Origin of the sequence: Paenibacillus sp. DRB1-1 (assembly GCF_052119485.1) — a bacterium.
GTDB classification, from domain to species: domain Bacteria; phylum Bacillota; class Bacilli; order Paenibacillales; family Paenibacillaceae; genus Paenibacillus; species Paenibacillus polymyxa_B.
Genome location: NZ_JBODQH010000001.1, coordinates 4,369,623 through 4,387,784, shown reverse-complemented (window position 1 = coordinate 4,387,784; position 18,162 = coordinate 4,369,623). Strand labels below are relative to the sequence as shown.

Below are 18,162 nucleotides of genomic sequence, written 5' to 3'. Positions count from 1 at the left end.
AGTTACTTACGCTTGTTCTTTGATTTCTTTGCCATTTTTTTAAACTCTTCATACTTCTCTTTCGATGCTTTAATTTTACTTTCTACTACATGTGGGGCATCAGCTGCTAAGTTAGGCAGCTTTTCATTTATGTAACTGTATAACAGTCTTTTCTCATCATCGGTTGGGATTATTGGAGCAACAGGTATAGATAACGGTCTATCATTTTCTTCTTCGAATATACTAGGTATTCCAAAAGAAAAAAATTATGAAAAGCTCTCTTCCTATCTGCCTCTGTCTCTTCATAGTTACCATTGGAATCCAAATGAAATCTATCAAATCCAACCATAAGCAATTGGTGTGGCTTCCTATCTTTATTTTTGTAATATAAGATCACCTCAAGTACATCCTCATTTGCCAGTTTAGGTACAGACTTATATTTGTGATCCTTGGATCGAGCAATCTTTATAATCCTATCTCCACTAGACAGAAATAAATATCTACTTCTAATCATTCATGCCACTCTTTCTATCTTTTATTTATGCTGATTTCACATAACGTATTATTTACGAACTTCCGAAAGATTGCTCTCTTCGTCATATTCACGAACTTCGTGAATCCTGCACTTTTCTCCTTATTCCGGCACTTTCTGCGTTTCAATCCTCCAGCCCGCTCATCCGATCCAACGGACTTTGAATCCGCCCAATGTCCCGTCTGCTCACATGTGTATACCGCTCCGTCGTTCGCACACTCTGATGCCCTAGCAGTTCCTGAATATAGCGAAGATCAATCCCATTCTCCAGCAAGTGGGTCGCAAAGGAATGCCTTAGCGAATGGATACTCACCTGTTTGCGAATGCCCGCTTCAGCCAGCGCTTTTTCAAACACTTTCTGCGCTGAACGTTCCGTCAGGTGGCGGCCTTCCCTCTGCCCAGGAAACAGCCAGTCTGCTGGCTGCCCCACCCCTATATACTGCTCGACCACCGCAAAAGCCGCTTCGGATAGCAGCGTTTGCCGATCCTTCCTGCCCTTTCCCTGACGAACTTTCAGTACTTTCCGTTCACGGTCGCAGTCTTCAAGACGCAACCTCACCACTTCGCTTACCCGCAGCCCGGATGTATACGCAGGTACAGAATAGCCTTATGCTTTAGATTTTTCACTACTTCCAACAGACGCATGACCTCATTCAGGGACAGCACATCCGGTAGTTTACTCTCCTTTTTCGGACGAACATAGGCGGAGGATTTGGGCTGCTTTAGCACATGGCGAAAATAAAATTTCAACGCACTGATCGCTTGATTAACATAAGCGTGCGAAAGACCTTTTTCGAGCAGCACCAGCGCATATTTTTGCACCACCGCATCATTTATGCTTGCTTCGGTCCCTTGCAATCCGGCAAAAAAAGCGTTCCGTTTGCGATATGTATGCTTTAATCGTCTTGCTGCTGTCCCCTTGCCACCAATGCATCGCGCATTTCTTGCCGCTGATCCGGGTTCCATTCACCTCGTTCCGAAGAAGAGGGAACCGCATCAGCCTGCGCGTCCCGCCGATCGTTTTTTCATCCCGATAGAGTAGGTTTATCTTCATCTCACTTGCCTCCTTAGTATATCAACCGTTCAAAAAATTGGAAATCTAATTTTACACAAAAAAAGGGACTTAAGATGGATATTCATCTTAAGTCCCTGATTCTTTCAGAGTAAATTATTGATCCATTAAGTCCAATTTACATTATCATAAAATGTCTTACCTTTATTTTTCCAGTTCCTCCGTCACTTCATCCCATAGCATCGCCGCCACCTACCATGTTACTCGACCTTGAACTGTTTTAATTCGTCTTGAAGCTTATTGGACAATTGGTTTAATTGTTTGGATAGTTCAGCAACTTGTTCGAAGCTCTCCAATTGTTCCTGCGTGCTGGCGCTGACCTCTTCGGTTGAAGCGGAATTCTCTTCGGTGGTGGAAGAGATGATCTCTAGCGCCTGCAAAATCTCATCTTTGTGCTTGTGGACTTTGGAGGTGTTGGTGCTGATCTGGATCATTCGCAATTTCAAATCTTCCAAATCCTTGTTAATGCTAAAGAATACTTGCTTCGTGTCCTCCACCGATCTGGCATTTTCTTCTGCAATTTTCAGCCCATGAACTGTATGCTCAACCGATACACTGGTTTTTTCTTCAATGACACGTACCTTCTTGTAGATTTCCTGTGTCGCTAGCGCCGTCTGCTCAGCCAGCTTGCGAACCTCCCCGGCAACAACAGCAAACCCTTTGCCCTGTTCTCCCGCACGTGCAGCTTCAATGGAAGCATTGAGCGCCAGCAGGTTGGTCTGCGTTGCAATTTGGTTGACCGTATCCACGATGCTGGAAATCTCATGACGGCTCAGATCAATATCCTGAATAATAGACGACATCGCTTGTGTGGAATTGTGATTTTCTTCCGCCCATCTGGATAACTGATCTACTACAGCAAGCCCCTGTCCGCTTTGCTCAGCAGAGATTTGCACCATTGTTTCGATGGCTTTGGCATCATTGGCAATTTCGTCAATTTGGCCGGATAATGCTCCGGTTTTTTGTAAAATGTTATCCGTTTCAATAGATTGGTAGTTCGTTGCATTGGCAATCTCATTAATTGCTGTCGCCGTATCGTTCATCGTGATCGCCGTTCTGGAAGAAATGGATTGCAAATCATGAGAAGACTGATTCAACACTTGAGCTGAGCCACCCACCATTTGGAGCATGCCTTGAATTTTTTGAACCATATTGTAAATTCCTTGAGAAATTTGCCCGATTTCATTGTTGGATTGCGTATCAAACTGAACGGTCAAATCTCCATTTTCAATCAGCTTGATTTTTGCAAGCAATTTCGGGATTGATCTCAACAGATAACGGAGCGTTATATAACAAATCACAACGAGCAGGATGGTGGCTGCCGCAAAACCGCCAATGGTAAGCCAGGTAAAGGTTTTTAATTCTGTGAGCACCTCATCTTCAGAAATGGTTAAGCCTACAGACCACCCCGTATCTTTACTGGTTGCATACCCAATATAACGAGGTTCCCCATTATCATTAATTAGCTGTACTCCAGACTCACCAGCAATCATTTTCTTTCCGATCTCCCCAAGATCACCTGTGCTTTCGTTAATCTTTTCTTTCAGCACTTTATTTTGATCGGGGTGATACAAAATATCACCTGTTTTGGATGCAAGAATCGAATAACCTGTGCTTCCAAGCGAATAGCTTTGCATAACGGCAGGGATGTCTTTGAAAGCAATATCGACAGCAGCAAATCCGATTAATTGGTTACTGCTATCTTTAATCGGATAGAAAATGCCCATGAGCACATTACCCGAATTGACGTCCTTATAGGGTTCTGAGTAGTATAAACCGTCTGCTTCAACAGCTGGCTTGAAGTATGGGCGTGTATGGATATCAAAATCCGGTTTAGAAGCAACACCATCATTCTGAAGAAAGAAGCCTTTACCAGATATTCCTGCAATCCAGGCGTCGGCAAAAGATGGCTCTGCCTTTACAATGGCTGCCAGAGTCGCTACTGTTTCCGCAGCATAAGGAGAAGTTTTCACCATTTCTGCCGATGGGGTGGTTTCTAAATATTGCTTAAAAAGATTGTTCGTTGACATTTGTTTGACAAGTGATCCCTTTTCCTTAAACAACGCATCGAATTGAGTGACGACGGCCTGCGTCTTGGTCTGGAGCATGGCCTCTTGCTGCTTGACAAGTATGCTTTGCGTGCTTGCAAACATGAACGTCCCCAAGGTTGCAAAGACGACAACGATAATGACTAACAAGACCATGGCCAATGTGTTGGCGATGCTAGATGATCTGAATACGCGCTTCTTAATATTTTGTGACATGCTGCCATCTCCCCGAGGAATATTGAGCGAAAAGCTCTTAGATAATATGTCGGAAGTTTGCAGCTGTTTTAATAGGTTTTTAGTATACACAATTTAAAGTTTCGCTATCTGATTCCTCATAGATTCCCTCCCAACCTGTTCGGTAACTCCAGCAAAAGATTAGGGCAGCACAAAGAGCCTCCGTCAGACGTAGGCTCTTTACTAAAAGCTATATATGAGAACGCAGGGTTTTGCGGATTTAGGGCGTTTCAGCAATCCGTAAGCTCACCCCTCATCCTCCGTCGTTAACCCAACTGCATCGTTGTGATACACGTATCGTTTTTCTCATATGTAGAGAATTCAGTTTCAGCCGTTTTACCTTCATGATTCACGCTAATACGGTATGTTTTATCCCTCGGTAGCCATAGATCAATAAAACCATTGGATTGTGATTTCATGGCGGCATTCTCCATGATGACATTCCCTTCGGAGTCGTGAACGGTCACATTGAACGCTCCGTTTTTTATTTCGCCTTGGCAGCCCGTTAGACTATGAGTTGCACAAGGGTGGGTCTGTTCCACATATGGCGCAATCGAAACAAAAAACTCGTTGTCAGGCAAATCATAATTCACGGTCTGAGTATCATCCCCTGTGACAATCAACTGACTGGAATTAATGGAAGCGGACTGGGGTGTTGCCTTGCCTGCACTGATATCATGCACCAATTGCTTGATGTCTGTCGTCTCGTGGTTTTCCGCCCCTTCTTTCTGAATATTTCCTGCAATTAGGTATGTCCCCAATGCGGCAACAACCAACCCTGAAGCGACTAAGATTCCTTTTTTCATTTGGAGTTCATCTCCTCGTCTGTTTTGTATTATTATAAGGGAGAATGCACCATAATGGGAAAAATGGGGTGCTGAAGTCACCAGATATTCACATTCAACGTAAAAATACCCCATTACTCTTGTGGAGCAATGGGGTACACTCGTTTTTTAACGGTCCCTGTTCACGACATAATGTATTAAGTGCTTCAGAAAAGCAATATTACGTGGGATCTCTTCCAATGCTTCCATCGCGAGGCAATAGTGTTTCCACATCTCTTTACTGGCACCTTCAAGACCGAGGATGGACACGAAATTCGAATTGTTATTATCAGAATCTTGGCCAACAGGTTTTCCGAGTAAGAGCATATCTCCTTCCACATCAAGCAAATCATCTTTAATCTGAAAAGCAATCCCCATATGATAGGCAAATTTCTTCAAAACAGTAATTTCCGACTCCTTGACCTGTGCAAGCATGGCTGGCATAACCAGACAAGCCTCAAACGCAACTCCTGTTTTGTAAAAGCATACCATATTCAGCTGTTCCAAGGTCAGTGCCTTTCCTTTGGAATCCAGATCCATCGCCTGACCCATACACATATCTTCTGCTTTCTGGGCCGAGTATTGAATCAAGGCAAGTACAGTCTCAGCATTGAATTGGTCAAGTGACGATTGTTCCCCAATCGCCTTCTGGATCAGATATAGACCAGTTAGTTCCGCGGTGGCGCTATTGTGCACCTGATGCAAGGTCTGACGCCCTCTACGGGTAGACGCATTATCCTGAGAAGGCAAATCATCAAAGATCAGGGATGCGGTATGCATATATTCCAGTGATCTCAGAAGAGGCACGATTGCCGATGCATCTAATCCATATTCGTTCACGCCCATGACCCAAGTCAATATAGGCCGTATCCGCTTCCCGTCCCCTTCGAGACTGTAATTTGCAGCCTCAATAAGCTGTTCTTTCATGGCCGGAATCCCTTGGGGCTTGGTAATTTTCAATTGGTTGTTAATCTGCTCACGGACCATTTTGACCGTATTGAAAAAGTCTTCCTTTTCCCTCGCATCGTTTTTCAGATGGGTAATCATCTGGTCCCGAAGCAGCTTATCTAAGAAATCTACATCATCAGCTTTTTGTACCATCTTCTGAATGAGATTATTAAATTCCGGATTTCCGGATGCAAAGATCTCCATCGTTTCATTATATTTTTCAATACCTACACGTTCTTTATAACGTTTGAGTCCATTCATTGCCCGATCCAGTATCACCTCACGAGCCATGGCATCGGAGTCATATACGTTATGGATCAAATAGGAAATAACCGCCCAGTATAATTCGAAGGGATTGATAAGATCCGATCTCTGATGATGATATTTTAAATAGTAGGTATAGGGTGTTACCGCACCGTCTCTCATATCGTCAACCATATCCGCAAAATCATCAGCAAGCTGGTTATATATACCATAAAAGAATGTTCGTTGCTCAAAACCCTCATCCGCAGGAGCACTAATCACGGAACGGACAATCAATCGGGATGAAGAAGACTTCAAAATAACGGGTATATAAAGCTCTTCATTGGTATAAGTAGCTCGCGTTAGGTCCTTAACACGGTCAATATCTTGAGCATGAAAAAAGACATAGGACTGCTCGAAAAATGTTTGCTGTGTGTCTGGCCGCTGATGTTCCTTAATATACTCAAATGCATCCGAGAGCTCCGAATGTATGTATTGAATCAACTCCATATGATTTCCGGTCCAATCGCCCAACTCAGGCACAGATCCACTAAGAAGCGCGACACGTATCATACGGGAATATTGTTCTTTCTCTTGAACGGTCAAAATCTGGGAATCGAGAAGATCATCAATGAAAGGATAGGTTAGACCATAGGAGTATCCAAGCCTGATGGCTTCATCAAGTCTGCGAGCACGTTCCACAGACAACACTGTATCGTCCATTTCTTCCATCACATGCAGAATAACCCCGATAATGATCTTAATCAGTTTGCGCTGGGCTTGCTCGGCATCCATCTCCTTGGGAATATGGGAGGATACGGACCTAAGTTTGTTGATCACCCAAATTATCGCGGTTTCTATACCTTCCCTCTGGGCCCACCGATACACCCCGGCCAAATTCATAAATTCCGGTTGGTCTCCCCCGTTTGCACTGGTGGATTGGATCAAGTGTTCTTTTACGTCTGCAATGACACGCTGAATCCGGGTATGTGTGTCAGGAGAATCCAGAGCTTTGCCTAGGTCCCTACTATAAATATAGGAGACACTTCGGTCCAGATAATCATCCAATTTGCCTGTATAATTCAGCCATTGAATGTATCTATTATAGTCCTGAGTATCAGGTTTTCTCTTTCTCCGCGAAAAAAAGGATAACCATGAGGAATGTTGAAGATGATTTTTTTTCCACTTTTGAATGTCTTCTGTCAGGGTAGTCACATAAGATTTGTCTAAGACCTGATCATACAGTAATGCAAAATACTGGATCGCCTGCCGCTCAGCCAGCTGATATCCTGTATTGGCTTGTAATTTTTCATTCATATGGTGCATTACCTCAACTTCTCATTTTGTTAAACATGGTTGTATTTCTCCCTGAGGGAACGAACTTGGATCATGTTTTTATCTTTATACGGAAAAAAAACTGTAAGGTTACGAAATTATCATGCTGCTTATCGATACCCCCTCTTTGGCAATATCCATGAATTTAAAACAAGAATATAGGCTCAAATTACTTTCAATCAACAAAAAAGCCCACGTCTGACGTGGGTTTTTACGCTAACTCTTCAACAGCCACCTGGTACAGCAGAGAACCTTCACGGAGCAGCAGGCGGTTTTTTCTAAAATCCTGTTCGTGCGGCTGAAGAAACTCTTGATCGTCATTTAAAAAACGAATGTGTTGGCCTTTGCTCAAGTTACCTGGCTTCACATTCTTTTTCAAGACATATTGTCCATTCCTTCCATACCCGCCGTCGAACAAAAAGTGATACCCATCTGTAGCCACCCCGGAGCAGCCGGAAATCCTCGGATTCATAAACGTAATATTCGTACGGTCGCTACCGGAAATGCACCCTAATGAAAAGTCTGAATAGTAATAAAACCAGATTTCCTGTTCGCTAACCACGTTCAAAGCATAGCAATCATGAATGTCTGCCGCTTGGTTCTCATATATTTTGTGTCCCTCTTTATTCCAGGCGACAAGGCCGGAGGACCCCACAGGCTCATTCCAACCATAATTCCCGAATATACCTTCGTCAAAATAACTGGTCCAGATCGTACCTTCTTCTGTAACCTGAACACTCTGGATACCGTCTCCAAGCAGTAGTTCATTCACGGTACGACCTTCATAATCAATAATTTTACCATTTAGATCGTATTGACCAGGTCCGTAATAATGGCACCGTGCTCCGACGAGTAACAAATGATTTTTTAGAGGCTGTACATAATGATAGTTGAACTGCTGCCCCTCCATACACACTTCTTCGATGTGATTGTCTAGGATGAGTACCTTGTAAGTATGTCTGTCTTTCAATGAGGCAGGCGTGAACATTCCCCGCACTCGTTCTGGGACTTTATCAATCAGCAAAATATACACGCGCCCATCAGGGCCAAATTGGGTCGAAACGATCTCAAATCCTTTCATATCGTTGGAAATATCAACAAATGAATGAAGCTGTTTATGTGGATGTGACAAGGTAGTTCCTCCTCTGAAAGGTCAATAAAGTGAAGTGTTATTTGTATTGAACTCATTTTGTCATAACGGCATGTTGCTGAGTAGGGCGGAAGTATGGCGATATAGCAAACAAAAAAAACAAGCTGGGCTCTGCTTTATAAGAAAAGCAGCCCAGCTTGATCTTTATAGATGTTCCCCTTGGAGTGTTTGGTCCTTCTCAACCTTCTGCCATAAAGCCTCAGTCAGTTCATCTATCGTCTCCTTCATCGCCAGCTTCTCGCGCCAACGACTCGGGATCCCGCTTAGTCCATAATAAGCTCCTGCAATCTGCCCGTACACCGCCCCGGTCGTATCGGCATCATCCCCCAGATTCACTGCCAACAGTGCTCCCTCTTCAAATGAAGTCGAATGGTGGAATGCCCACAACGCAGCCTCAAGGGAACGAATGACATACCCGGTTCCTTGTATTTCGGGCGGTTCTTTATACCGGTAAGATCCCCGAATTATTTCTTCAATGGCTGCCGAATAAGCGGGCTCGTCCACCCGCCACTTATAACAGACGTCCACCGATAACATGGATTCTTTGTCCGCTCCCCGCAAACCTGCCACAAGGATTGAAGCAAGCACAGCACAGGCCTCCACACTTTCGACTGCTCCATGGGTGGTTCGCGAGCTCATCTCAGCGTACATCACCGCCTCTTTCGGACGGTTCGCATAGGCCATAGCCACAGGTGCAAGCCTCATAATAGAGCCATTGCCGGCAGTCATGGGGTCGACGGACCCACTGTACGGATCTCCGGTAGCTTCGAAGCGATGCAGTGCTGCTCTCGTTGCACCACCGATATCAAAGCACGTTCCTGTGCTGCTCATATACCCCAAGTGGTACCAATTGGTGTATCGGCGCATTTGATCTGCCGGATCAAAGCCATCTTTTCGCACCATACTCTCGGCCAAGCAGAGCGCCATCGACGTATCGTCCGTCCACTGGCCCGGCTTTAACCCAAAGACACCGCCGCCCACGATATCCGTTACAGGTTCAAATGTACCTGGACTACTGAATTCCACAGTGGTTCCCAAAGCATCACCCACTGCCAGCCCAACCAGGCATCCCAAAAAACGATCCTTGATAAGTGCCATTTTGGTTTTACGCCCCTTTTCAAATCTAATAACTAATGCATATTTTCCCATCTTGCCAGGAAGGAAGCCCGACACTGCCATTTATTCGTAGCTTAAGGCTTTACAACGGCTATCCGCTTTCAATTCAATGAAAATTCCTGCCTCTTGATGGTAAACGAGTGGAAACCGCTCCGTATCTACATATTCCCGCACACCGCTTGAAAGCCGCCATACCTGAAGCGGGACTCCTTTTCCCCATAAGAATAATTGGTCACCGCAAATGGCCATATCCGCTTGGGGGTAAGGAAAAGTCCCGTCTACAAGTGGCTTACAATTTAGGGAGGGGATCGCTGGAAGCACACGCCGGTACCCGGGCTGGGTCATATCGAATAGGACAACAGCCGGTTCAACTCCTTCCTCTCCCCAATCTTCCTCCTCCAGCAAATCGGCATCCATCTGTCCCCAAACCGCCAATATATCGGGTCCTGTCCAGTACACCGGCCCATCCCAATCTATGGTTTGCCAAAGATGGCGAACTGACGGACCATTCTCCGATTCCCATGGGTTCATCAGCCAATCGGATAAGGACCAAGTTCGGACCACTCCTAATGGAGCCCATACCCATCCCGTATCCGCAATCCACTTTCCCCCTGGTGAAATCAGCAGCCTCCCATGAAAATAATCTAGATAGTGCTCATTTTTGCTTTCGCTGTTATAAACAGGAGTAGGTCTTGCTGTCAAAAGCATGCCTGTTTCTACATCCGTCAGATCAAGCCGGTTCCATTCCGTCCCATGGACAAGAATGCATGCACCGTCTTGGTGTACAAATGCCAGGGGAAACATACTTTTATCGTAGTGATATTCGTCCCGTGATAATTTCATTTTTTCTTGAGCATGGACTAAATCATACACTGCCGCATGCCGTCCAAAACGATTGGAGATAGCTACGTATCTGCCGTCAGAACTGGTAACCATTTGGACAGGTTGCATGGGATTAAAATCAGGAATACAAATACGTGTGCACAATTCTGCGCTGCCTGAGCGAAGTTCTAGTCTCCACAGTTCTGCTTGTGTGTTTAGTGCCAGCAGGGTTATGCTTTCCTGAGAGTCGCCCTTTAGTGGATGAATGGCTGTAAGGCGTCCGATAGACGGTGGTAAATCAGGTAAAGAAACGTGGTGGAATGGCATCATTAAACCCCTTTTATTCTTGATAAATAATAATTTATACCCACATTTGTGAAGCTGGATTTATCAACAAAAAATCTGATATCAAGCAATACAGTCAATACTTTCATAAAAACTCCCGGTTTTTTCTTGCAAAACAACTTAAGATATGTAATTTCGCTAGGATCACTTTTGAGAACAAAATAGGAATAATTCATCAGGATCAAATGGGAGATGAACTGCTCTGTTGGAGATTGATGCCCATTGATACAGTCTATCAGCACCTCTAATACCCCATTTTTATTAGATTTGTAGGCTTGCATAAACATCGTTGCTTCTACAAACGGCTCGTTGAAATCATCGAATGGAAAATCATATACATCATGACTACCCAGCATAAAGTTGACCCATTGGCCTTGTAAAAATTTTATTTTTTCCAGTGCTGCTTGTGTATCCATATCCATCCTACTTTTGTTAATATGCTCATGCAAAATGTTAATAAGAATGTGCAGATCATAATATTGTGCGTCTTCCATTCTGTACATAATCCTATTATTTTCAATCGTTAGACGATCATAAATGTCGTCACCTAAACCCAGTTCAAATAAGAGATGGTGAAGGAAAAATAGTCTGTCCTGAGTAAGCGAGAATTCATTCCCTCTCTCTCTTAGATGTGAAACTTGATATTGATAATAAAAACAAAATAAGTTTTTTCTCCTATAAGCAACATCTTTATGTATATCAAAAACATTAAAAATGAACGAAAGCAATCGAATCAGGCGTTCAGTATCCCGTTCGCTTCGAATGACATCATCCATTTTTGTAAATAGCGACCTGTCAAACAGATCATGCCATCGCACTAGAGAAACATAATCCTGTTCGTTTATATTCAGGGTTAATATTCTTAAATTTTGCTCTTGATCGGGATAAGAATAAAATAGATATTCATGACTTAAATCAGAAATACGCTCATTAAAATAAGCTCTTAATTTGTAATCGTATATTTTAGAAAATGACATGCTTATCCTCCTTACAAGTAAGCCTGAGCATATTAAACTAAGTACAAAACATTTTCGAACTCCTATATTGTAAAATTAATCTGGATAGACTGGCAAGGCGGCACAATTACAGAAACATATGTTCTCCATGTCTATATTATGATATCTTTACGATAGAAGTAAAACGTGATGTCAAAGGTCATAGCCTACAATTAGAAAGGAATGAACACCTATGAAACAGTTAAGCGAAGCTTTGGCCCGTTTTGTACAACAGCAAAACTTATATAATGATGCCTACGGGCTGTTCCAAGACCACGACATCCAGCCCCGGACGGAGAACCTAACAGATTGCTGGGACAGACGGATTCCCGTATCCCCTGAGCTTGAGTACCTGTATAGCCATTATGAAATGATCGATGCCAAGGCAGCGGGAACACACAAATTAAAAAATGCAGCAGTTGAAATCGGGGATGCCGCGGTTCTCTTTTTTGCCGCACCAGAACATCTGTATCGCCAACAGCTGGGCTATCGCTGGATTACATCTGGTGAACTTGTCCAAGAATCTCCTTCGTGGCCGCCCCATCATGTCGTGATTGCCAATTTTAATGACGATCCAGTCATTGTCGATACTAGCGCACTCGGTTCCCCTGTATATGCTGCTTTTGAAGGTGGGGCAGCGCAGCAGGTTGCCGACTCTTTAGCTAACTTCTTTACGGCTCTTTCCATTCTGATCGAAGGTGCCTGTACCTTTAAGGGAGAATTGAAAGATGAGGACACATACGAAACCAAAGCAGAATATATCGAGCACGTAAAACCATTGCTGCATCCGCTGTTGAGCGAAAATCAAACCACGTATTTAATGGAATACCTATCCCTTTGTTAGAAATCCTTTTTTTGAAGAGAGGTGGAGCTTATATGATCTATATCGCATTACTGCGGGGCATCAATGTTGGCGGCAACAACAAGATCGAGATGAAGAAGCTCAAGCAAACGTTTGAAAATGCAGGTATGGGGCATGTGACGACTTACATTAATTCTGGAAACATTATTTTTTCTAGTCAGACCCAGTCTAACCAGGAGCTTTCACTCATATTGGAACAGGCGATTCTGGAGGATTTTAGCTTACCCATCCGTGTCATCGTTCGTAATATGAAGGAGATTCAGACCATTATAGATGCACTGCCGAATGAATGGTCTAATGATACACAGATGAAAAGTGATGTAATGTTTCTGTGGGATGAAATTAACGATATTTCCGTTCTGGACAAGCTTCCTTTGAAACCGGGAATAGGCCATGTAATATATACGACCGGGGCCGTTCTGTTTTCTGTCAGCAAAGAACAGGTCACAAAAAGCGGGTTAACGAAATTAGTCGGCACCAAGCTGTATCAGCAAATGACGGTGCGGAATGTGAACACAACTCGTCAGATTTATAAGCTGATGCAAATGGCTGAACAGGAAGAGTTGCAGGATACGAGTTCTTGACTGTAATCCAAAAGCAACCTTAGAAGGGTAAACTCAAAAAGGGAGCCTTTTTACGGCTCCCCAACTGTTTTTCTTCGATGTAATGTTTTCCCTAGTCTTTGTGTGTTGCCTCGTTATATTTTAAAACCTTCGACCAGTTCATTCAGTCGGGCCGCACTTTCCTTCACCTGATCAGACTGGTGTGCCACTTCAAGAGATTTCTCCGTCGATGAAACCATATTCTCTGCAATGTGCTGAGTGGATATAGCGGACTGTTCGCTGGCTGTTGCAATCTCATGAATCGCCCTAACCATGGTTTGGATGGTTGCATTCACCTGCTTAGAGGTGGCGTTCAAATCATTGACCGTGTTTGTGTGCTCCACGGCATCCATGTAATATTGTCCTGCTGTATCCTCAAGCAACTGATAATCCTTGCCCACTTGGGCTTGCAGGAAGTGTAGTAATTCTTCGGCATTAGTAGTTAAATTCTCTACAGATTGCACAACTTCTTGAGTAACACTCTGAATTTGGTCTACCGCGTGTTTGGAGCCGTCTGCCAACTTGCGAATCTCGTTAGCCACAACCGCAAACCCTCGACCTGACTCACCCGCACGAGCCGCTTCAATGGATGCATTTAGAGCCAGCAAGTTGGTTTGTGCCGTGATTTCTAAGATAGACTGAGAAAGTAAACGAATTTGGTCTACGGCCTTGGCTCGTTCTAGCGCTTCCTTCATCTTTTCATTGGCCTTCCGGTAAATCTCCTTGGCCGCTTTATTGGATTCACTAGCCGCATGCTTCAATGTTTCGGCTTTTACACTTGTATCATTGGCAGACTGAGCTCTTTCTTGAGTTTTAACCGAAATGTACTCTGCTGCCCGCTGCATTTCTTCCGCAGAATGATTCATGTTCTCGGTGTATGCTGAAGTCTCTTCCATAGCTGCTGACAGCTGTTCGACCGTGGCAGATACATCTCTAATCCGCTCATTGAGATCTGTCATATTATGATTCGTCTGGTCGCTCACTTGGTTAATTTGGCGTGACTCATTGATAACCCCCGTAATGACCATTGAGGTTGAATCTGTCATTTGTTGAATGGCACGCGCAATGACAGCGATCTCATTATTTCCTTTGAGCAAGGCAGGATCAAGTGCTGCCGTTAAATTTCCTTGGGTAATCTCCTCACAGTATTTCGTAATTGTACTCATCCGGAAACGGATATTTCGAATGGCCGCAAAGGAGATGGTGATAAGAATAGCCAGCACGAGGGCCAGAACTGTGATCAAAACAATTGTACGCATTTTAATCTCATTTTGGGTATTTTGATATAAGTTGGCGGATTGTTCATTGTTATAATCTGAAATCGTAGTCAGCATCGTAACAATTGCCGTACTGGATTTATTAATCCGGCCTCTCTCTTCCGTGTCATACGTTCCGCTATTTTTTTTGACTGCCATGATTTGCTCAATATCCTGATAATATGTGTCTATACTCCCCCGTAGTTCCTCGTACAATTTCTGTTCCTTAGCATCCAAATTCCTTTGTGAGAATTCATTTAGTCCGGTTGTAACGCTATCTTTTCCTTTCTGCACCTGCTTATACTGTTTATCTGTGTACTCCTTATTGTCGAGTATTTTTGTATAATTAGCCCGCATATTATAGAAATCACTTTTGACTTCAAGAATATTCGTTTGGTGTTGAAAGCGATCCACATACAAAATACCTTGACCCTCTTTAGCTTGATACATACCGATAACCCCAACCAGCGATACAATGAGCAAACCCACTAAGCTGATCATAATCATGGAGATCATCGTTGTCGTAACCTTAAAATCTCTAAAACCCTTCCTTTTTTTAGTCCTGTCTAATAGCTTGTTACTCATCCAAACCCCTCCAGATCGTCTATGGATAATAGTTCACGCTGCTCTCAACTTTCACGAGTTTCCGCTCGGTCTCCTTGACATTGCCCTCCAAACAACACAATGAAGCAGATCACAGAACGTGATGATATATATATTTATATATATCGGTAGAAAGCGCTTAAATTTATAAGTAAGATAACAGTGATGCAAAAATAAAGAATACTCTGATAGCCAAATTCATATGCGGACTTGCTATGTAACTCAAAATTTTAGATACTCATGGGCTTGAAGAATTTGCTAAACCTATCTACTATTTACTTTTAGCCATATGATAACAAGCCCCGATGATAAGTTATTCCATCGGGGTATATTATCATATGGCTATGGCCTTCTTCTCTTTATTGTTAAGTGTTCAATTTAAAACCTAGTGTAATAATTTCATGCGGCTTTACAGACTGAAGTAACTCATTAGAAGAATCCATTACGATGTCTTCTCCTTGTTCTTCGAGGATATTACTTTTATAAAAATCGTACTGCTGCGGCCGGGGCTTGATAATTAATTCGGCTATACTATGACTCATATTGTACCAGCGTAACAGCACATCCCCCGACAGCTCATTCATTTTCATAGAGGAAAAGGCAAGCTCCGTGCTTTTCCAATCAAACGGCGCATAATCTGGAGCAACTGTACCCGCATGAATCCCCGTTTGTTTTACAATCCAAGGAATTTGGTATTGATAGGCTTCTGCATACACGCCGGACTGAATACCGTCGCCATCATGTGGAATGATCTCCAGACGGGTGCTATGCTCACCTGGACATTGCGCTTCCGGCGTCGGGAACCATCCCCAATCACCCAGCTCGCCAACTGAGCGAAGCAACGTTACTGCAATCGTGTTGCGTCCATCACGCAGCACTTCATATTCATTCAACCCGAGATTGGCCACGGTCAGACCGGTTTGTTCCCCGCTTACATCCACAAACGCCTGCTGATGCTGTGTGTTGCTTGGGTTTTCCCACTCAGGTGAGGGTTCATTGTCCCGGATTGCAATTTCAAACATGGAGTCCACCCGATGCTCAACAGAGTCTATTTCTGTCGGAAACAGCGCGCGTAGTCGGTGATCCTTGGCTTGGTTGTTAAAGGTGGTTTCCATGGAAACACCCCTGCTGTTCCGAGATAAAGAAATGACAGTCCGTATCGTCAGCGGAACGGTCTGTCGGGAGCGCTGAGCCTGACGATACGGATAATAAACTAGCTCTCGCTGCTCCTGCCCCAGCGTTTCATCCGCAGAGGCCGGTATTTCCCAATGATGGATAATCTCCATGGATGCGAGAAAAGGTGTATCTTCAAGCACATGGATGTCAGCGATCAAATCTTCGGTGGTCAGCGCCTGCTCTCCCTCGGGCTGTCTGAACATATACTCGTTGCCGATATCACCCACATTTTCATATACGCCAAGGTCTTTGTAGCTGCGGCCTGTACGCTTATCCGTCAGGGTAAAAGAGCCGTTATCCGCAATTTCGACGTGAAGCAGATCATTTTCCATACTTCGACTGCCTTGAAAAAGTGAAGAGGAGTCAGTCTCGACATTGCTTCTCAGCCAAGCATAGGTTTTTAAGCCTAGCAGGGGCACACGTTCTCCCTCAAAGGTAAGGCGAACCCGACGAGACATGTAAGGCTGGCGGAATCGGTCATCCGGCAAATCATAACCGAACTGTAGCCCGAGGTCCTCCACCTTGCATGCCACCGGACACCCTTCACTGTCCACCAGTACGCGCCCGGAAAGATCCACTTTCTTCGCTCGATAAGAGGCCTCCTCAAGCGTGTATCCTTCACGGAAGTATAGACGCACCACTTCCAGTTCTGCCGACACTATACCACTGCGTTCCCAGCCTGACGTATTAAAAATCACGAGTGGCAACGCATCTTCTCCAAAGCGACTGAAGCCCGTCGTATCCACTGCTTGCGCAATGACCTCAATGCTTTCATCCACAATGCTCTCGGCTACATGACGGCTCTTATCAAACCGGGTCACCATCTCACGGTGCACCTCGTCCACACTACAACCGCAAATACTGTCATGCGGATGGTTCTGCATCAGTGTTTTCCAGGCATAGGTGAACAAATGATGAGGGTAAGCCTGCCCCAACAGATGCGCGAAGGTTGCAAGCGGCTCAGCCACTTTTTCCAGCATCACTTGTCCCAACTGGTTCATCTGTTTCAAATACACCCGGGCAGAAGCCGTATTCACCAGCGTTCCCCAGCCGTCCGTGCGCTGACTGCGAAACTCTCCCTTCACTGACGAGAGCTGCCTTTGGGAAGCCCGTTTCAGAGAGGTCAGATAATCGTTGAAATTGGAATGAATAAACTCGATATCCGGATAAAGCTTCTGTGCCGTACGGATTGCTTCCGGTAAATCAAGCTGTAAAGGCTGATGATCGCATCCGTTCATGAACAGCAGCTCGCCAGTTGAAGCATATTTTTGTGCATCATCCAGTTTACGCTTCCAATAAACCTTGGCTTCCGCCTCATCTACCGGAACCTCATTGCCGTTGGAATACCAGTTGGCGAATAAAATACCGAGTACCTCCGATCCGTCTGGCCCCGTCCATAACAGTTCCGAAAAGGAGGACTCGTAGCCTCTATCCGACACTGTATTGTTAAACCCTGTGGGCTTTACGCCCCTTCCGAAGAACACATTCGTAATCCTCGACTGTAGCATTAACTGCGGAGTCTGCCCAACCAGACCAAACGTATCGGGGAAGTATCCAATCTTGGACGGATTGCCGTAACGTTCGGCATCGCGGTGCCCGATCTGCATATTACGTACATTGGCTTCGCCGCTGGTCAGAAAAGCATCCTGCAAAATGTACCAGGGTCCGATAAAAATACGACCATTGCGAATATGCTGCTCCAGCCGTTCCTTATGCTCGGGGCGAACCTGTAGATAATCCTCCAGAATGATCGTCTGCCCGTCCAGATAAAAGCTTTTATAATCCGGGTCCTGCTCCAGTTTGTCCAGCAGAGAATCCATCAGGCTAATCAGGCGCATATGGTGCTTCTCATAAGGTAAATACCACTCCCGATCCCAGTGGGTATGCGAAATAATATGTGCTGTCGTCTTGCTATCCGTGTATGTGTCTACTTCCCTGCTTATCGCTTGATTGTTGGTTGATTCATCCCTTTGCTCGCTCATTGTATACCCCCTCACCGTGTGTCTTGACCTGCCATTGT

Annotated in this window: 13 protein-coding genes; 2 read left to right on the top strand and 11 right to left on the bottom strand. The window is 44.5% G+C overall.

Translation table 11 applies throughout. The features are described 5' to 3' along the window. Positions 1-635: 635 nt before the first annotated feature. The 9 genes from ACQW03_RS19715 to ACQW03_RS19675 form a co-directional block, all read right to left on the bottom strand. Positions 636-1,073, bottom strand: a complete 438-nt coding sequence (locus ACQW03_RS19715; RefSeq protein ID WP_441951338.1) for a tyrosine-type recombinase/integrase — start codon at positions 1,071-1,073, stop codon at positions 636-638. A gap of 5 nt (positions 1,074-1,078) precedes the next feature. Then, on the bottom strand, positions 1,079-1,477 hold the full coding sequence (locus tag ACQW03_RS19710) for a hypothetical protein (protein ID WP_441951336.1): 399 nt from the start codon (positions 1,475-1,477) through the stop codon (positions 1,079-1,081). A 306-nt stretch (positions 1,478-1,783) separates the two neighbouring features. Further along, entirely contained in the window at positions 1,784-3,847 is a 2,064-nt protein-coding gene (locus ACQW03_RS19705) for a methyl-accepting chemotaxis protein (RefSeq protein WP_441951334.1), read from the bottom strand. Between the two features lie 284 nt (positions 3,848-4,131). After that, a complete protein-coding gene (locus ACQW03_RS19700; protein WP_104496213.1) occupies positions 4,132-4,671 on the bottom strand; it encodes a CueP family metal-binding protein in 540 nt (179 codons plus the stop codon). Between the two features lie 147 nt (positions 4,672-4,818). After that, positions 4,819-7,206 (bottom strand): polyprenyl synthetase family protein, encoded by a 2,388-nt coding sequence (locus tag ACQW03_RS19695; protein WP_441951331.1) that lies wholly within the window; start codon positions 7,204-7,206, stop codon positions 4,819-4,821. 220 nt (positions 7,207-7,426) lie between these two features. After that, positions 7,427-8,347 (bottom strand): hypothetical protein, encoded by a 921-nt coding sequence (locus ACQW03_RS19690; protein ID WP_441951329.1) that lies wholly within the window; start codon positions 8,345-8,347, stop codon positions 7,427-7,429. 162 nt (positions 8,348-8,509) lie between these two features. Further along, positions 8,510-9,463 carry an ADP-ribosylglycohydrolase family protein gene (locus ACQW03_RS19685; RefSeq protein WP_441951327.1) on the bottom strand — a complete coding sequence of 318 codons (954 nt, stop codon included), beginning with the start codon at positions 9,461-9,463 and terminating at the stop codon, positions 8,510-8,512. 81 nt (positions 9,464-9,544) lie between these two features. After that, positions 9,545-10,633, bottom strand: coding sequence for a hypothetical protein (locus ACQW03_RS19680; protein WP_441951325.1), 1,089 nt, complete (start codon positions 10,631-10,633; stop codon positions 9,545-9,547). Then, on the bottom strand, positions 10,633-11,625 hold the full coding sequence (locus ACQW03_RS19675) for a hypothetical protein (RefSeq protein ID WP_441951323.1): 993 nt from the start codon (positions 11,623-11,625) through the stop codon (positions 10,633-10,635). The genes ACQW03_RS19680 and ACQW03_RS19675 overlap by 1 nt, the downstream gene beginning before the upstream one ends. A 211-nt stretch (positions 11,626-11,836) precedes the next feature. Between ACQW03_RS19675 and ACQW03_RS19670 the strand changes: the two genes are divergently transcribed. Then, entirely contained in the window at positions 11,837-12,487 is a 651-nt protein-coding gene (locus tag ACQW03_RS19670; protein WP_071642061.1) for a hypothetical protein, read from the top strand. 32 nt (positions 12,488-12,519) lie between these two features. Continuing rightward, positions 12,520-13,089: a DUF1697 domain-containing protein gene (locus tag ACQW03_RS19665; RefSeq protein ID WP_441951321.1), complete on the top strand. Its 570-nt coding sequence runs from the start codon at positions 12,520-12,522 to the stop codon at positions 13,087-13,089. 113 nt (positions 13,090-13,202) lie between these two features. Here the strand turns inward: ACQW03_RS19665 and ACQW03_RS19660 are convergent, their stop codons facing one another. Together ACQW03_RS19660 and ACQW03_RS19655 are read right to left on the bottom strand one after the other, a co-directional pair. Further along, entirely contained in the window at positions 13,203-14,948 is a 1,746-nt protein-coding gene (locus ACQW03_RS19660; RefSeq protein WP_441951319.1) for a methyl-accepting chemotaxis protein, read from the bottom strand. Between the two features lie 383 nt (positions 14,949-15,331). Further along, positions 15,332-18,124 carry an alpha-mannosidase gene (locus tag ACQW03_RS19655; protein ID WP_441951317.1) on the bottom strand — a complete coding sequence of 931 codons (2,793 nt, stop codon included), beginning with the start codon at positions 18,122-18,124 and terminating at the stop codon, positions 15,332-15,334. Positions 18,125-18,162 lie beyond the last annotated feature (38 nt).

Excerpts from the sequence above, each read along its gene's own strand:
- ACQW03_RS19710 (WP_441951336.1), bottom strand. The coding sequence starts at position 1,477 with ATGGAACCCGGATCAGCGGCAAGAAATGCGCGATGCATTGGTGGCAAG.
- ACQW03_RS19705 (WP_441951334.1), bottom strand. The coding sequence starts at position 3,847 with ATGTCACAAAATATTAAGAAGCGCGTATTCAGATCATCTAGCATCGCC.
- ACQW03_RS19700 (WP_104496213.1), bottom strand. The coding sequence starts at position 4,671 with ATGAAAAAAGGAATCTTAGTCGCTTCAGGGTTGGTTGTTGCCGCATTG.
- ACQW03_RS19695 (WP_441951331.1), bottom strand. The coding sequence starts at position 7,206 with ATGCACCATATGAATGAAAAATTACAAGCCAATACAGGATATCAGCTG.
- ACQW03_RS19685 (WP_441951327.1), bottom strand. The coding sequence starts at position 9,463 with ATGGCACTTATCAAGGATCGTTTTTTGGGATGCCTGGTTGGGCTGGCA.
- ACQW03_RS19680 (WP_441951325.1), bottom strand. The coding sequence starts at position 10,633 with ATGATGCCATTCCACCACGTTTCTTTACCTGATTTACCACCGTCTATC.
- ACQW03_RS19675 (WP_441951323.1), bottom strand. The coding sequence starts at position 11,625 with ATGTCATTTTCTAAAATATACGATTACAAATTAAGAGCTTATTTTAAT.
- ACQW03_RS19670 (WP_071642061.1), top strand. The coding sequence starts at position 11,837 with ATGAAACAGTTAAGCGAAGCTTTGGCCCGTTTTGTACAACAGCAAAAC.
- ACQW03_RS19665 (WP_441951321.1), top strand. The coding sequence starts at position 12,520 with ATGATCTATATCGCATTACTGCGGGGCATCAATGTTGGCGGCAACAAC.
- ACQW03_RS19660 (WP_441951319.1), bottom strand. The coding sequence starts at position 14,948 with ATGAGTAACAAGCTATTAGACAGGACTAAAAAAAGGAAGGGTTTTAGA.
- ACQW03_RS19655 (WP_441951317.1), bottom strand. The coding sequence starts at position 18,124 with ATGAGCGAGCAAAGGGATGAATCAACCAACAATCAAGCGATAAGCAGG.